Source organism: Alkalibacterium sp. s-m-28 (genome assembly GCF_054658175.1).
The window spans coordinates 1-2825 of the sequence record NZ_BAAGIQ010000158.1 but is presented as its reverse complement, the minus strand read 5'-3'; the positions used below and the strand labels follow the sequence as shown (position 1 = coordinate 2825).

2 protein-coding genes are annotated in these 2825 nt (G+C 33.3%); both read left to right on the top strand.

The genetic code is table 11. The features are described 5' to 3' along the window. Window positions 1–174 precede the first annotated feature (174 nt). Window positions 175–768 (top strand): tyrosine-protein phosphatase, encoded by a 594-nt coding sequence (locus ACYQ4S_RS11500; protein ID WP_459771259.1) that lies wholly within the window; start codon window positions 175–177, stop codon window positions 766–768. 281 nt (window positions 769–1049) lie between these two features. After that, on the top strand, window positions 1050–2564 hold the full coding sequence (locus ACYQ4S_RS11495) for a lipopolysaccharide biosynthesis protein (RefSeq protein WP_459771257.1): 1515 nt from the start codon (window positions 1050–1052) through the stop codon (window positions 2562–2564). Window positions 2565–2825: the final 261 nt, after the last annotated feature.

Below are 2825 nucleotides of genomic sequence, written 5' to 3'. Positions count from 1 at the left end.
TTTTCTGGTAAAATATTAGTCATAAGACATCTCTCCTTTGAATGTTGTTGTGGTGACTACATTTTACCAAAGAGAGGTGTCTTTTTGTGTGTTTTTTGATAATTATTTATAAGAAGTTTCAATAACCACAAGGGTTAAACCTGGATATTCAACTGCAAAACTTGAGTTAATAATCTGCAGGCTGAACTTGATGACAGAAATATTAATTTGACCTTATTCCCTGGACAGGAAGTTAGTCTTTATGGCGATCTTTTAGACGATATAGATAAAGATAAGATATTGTATACGGATGAAGGTAATACGTATATTCTAGTCGAGTTTCCGACTGGAGTTATTCCTCACTACGCTGAACGTCTCTTCTACGACCTTCAATCTAAAGGAAAAACACCGATCATTGTTCATCCTGAAAGAAATCACGCCATTATTGAACACCCAAATCGTTTAAAAAACCTTGTAGATAAAGGGGCTTTGGCTCAGTTGACAGCCGCGAGTTATACTGGAAAATTCGGCAAAAAAATTGAGAAACTAAGTAAGCAGCTAATCGAAGCAAATCTCGTTCATTTTATAGCTTCTGATGCTCATAATGCCACAAATAGGAAGTTTCATATGAAAAAGGCTTATGAAAAATTATCGAAAGAGTACGGCCGGAGTAAGCGTAACGAATTTCACCAGACTACAAAAGATTTGCTCAATGGTGAACCAATTATCGTACCTGACGCACAGTATATTAAACGGAACTCATTCTTCAAGTTATTAAAAGGGAAATAAAAGCTTTAATGTACTAGAGGCTTGATTATCCGTATGGTTAGCAGTAAGACAATTAAGATTTTAAATTAAGCTTGCTGACACATAAACTTCTTCTATTAGTTTTATTTTTTTATTATCATATTAAACTATCGCCATAATTACTTTCCCATATTGAGTTACGTACACAATGGGAAAACAAACTTAATATATTATTGCTTTTTCCAAACCCGAGTGGTATTCTTTATAAGTTTTCAAGTGTAAAAACTTATAAGTGTACATTCTTTAGGAAAAAAGGTGCAATAATGTCAAGAACGAAAAATAGTATTAGAAACATTGTGTATAGTCTTTTAAATGTTATACTGACGCTTACCTTAATGTTTGGTGTAAGGACCTTGTTTATTCAGACATTAGGAGTAGAGTACCTAGGATTAAATGGTGTGTTTCAAAATATTTTCCAGTTTCTCTCACTAGCTGAACTGGGTATTGGTTCGGCAATTGTATTTAGGCTATATGAACCTTTGAATAAAGGCAATCATAGACGAATTTCTGCTTTAGTGACTTTCTACAAGCAAGCATACAGAGTCATTAGTCTAATTATCGTAGTGATGGCCATTATATTGCTGCCTTTTCTAGGTACAATTATTGGAGATCAAGCAGGAAACATTAATATCTATTTAGTCTTTGCCATATACATTGCTCAAACATTATCTTCCTATCTCTTTTTTGCTTATAAAACGACTTTATTGCAAGCTGATCAAAGAGAATACATCATTTCCAAGTATTCCAACTATATTATTCTGGGGAGCTCTTTAGCTGAAGCCCTTATTTTATACTTCTACCAATCATTTATTGGATATTTGCTAGTAGTCGTAATCTCGAATATTCTAATAAATATACTTGTATCTAGACGAGTGGATAAAGATTACCCGTATATTAAAGAGTACAATGATCGAATTGATAAAGAAGAATTAAGAGAGATGTTCAAAGACTTTTTTGCAGCTTTCCTATATCGAATCGACAATGTGGTGCTATCTTCCACTGACAATTTAGTCTTAACCTATTTTATTGGATTAACCACAGTTGGTTTTTACTCTAATTACACATTATTAGCCAGCTCAGTTAAACGCTTCTTAAGTCCAATACTAAATTCTATTAAAGCTAGTTTAGGCAGTTTTATTGCACAAAAAAGTAGTGAAGAGAGCTACCGCATATTTCAAATCATAAATTTAGTCACTATTATTTTATATGGCGGGGCATCTATTGGTCTCTTCATACTGTCCAATAAATTTATTGCTGTATGGATAGGAGAAGATTTTACACTGCCTACAGCGTTTGTCTTGTTCTTCTCATTTGAATTTTATTTAAAAGGCATGCAACTCTTTTTATCTCAAATCAGAAATGCAATGGGACTTTTTCAGCAATTGAAATACCGCCCACTTATGAGTATGGGAATTAATTTAATTGTTTCGATTATTCTTGTTCAGTATATAGGGATTGTCGGCGCTGTTTTAGGAACAATCACTGCAGGAATGTTGACAAATATGATTTTTGACCCTATTGTTATTCACACTTATGGGTTCCATTATAAAACGAGTACTTATTTCTTGAAAAATGCATATTACGTCTTTCTTATGGGGTTAGCTGGATCGATAGCCTATCTTGTGACCTTACCTATTGACGCATCCATACTTGGCTTATTTTACACCTTTATAGTTACACTGGGTATTATTATAGTCGTCTATGGACTTGGCTTATTCTGGTTAAAAGAATGGAAAGAATTGATCCCACGATTGCGAGTGGCCTTTAAGAGAAACTAATCTTGAAAAGGCTGCTTTTTTTCTTGTCTACTATTGGACAGTTTATGACTAGTTAAACAAACAGTTTTTCTAACTTAAAGAGAGCTTCAATTTACTTCAAATTTACACAAAAACATATTGTGCTTAGGCGCTTCCTATCTCATCTTTAACACCCAAAACCCCGATAAATCCCTACACTAAGGGATTTACCGGGGTTTAAAAATGCTCAAAATAGGGTACTATTTTGCTATTTTTGTATCTTTAATAATTTTTTTTATTATT

What these genes read in the sequence shown, in the direction of transcription:
- ACYQ4S_RS11495 (WP_459771257.1), top strand. Translation starts at nt 1,050, where the DNA reads ATGTCAAGAACGAAAAATAGTATTAGAAACATTGTGTATAGTCTTTTA.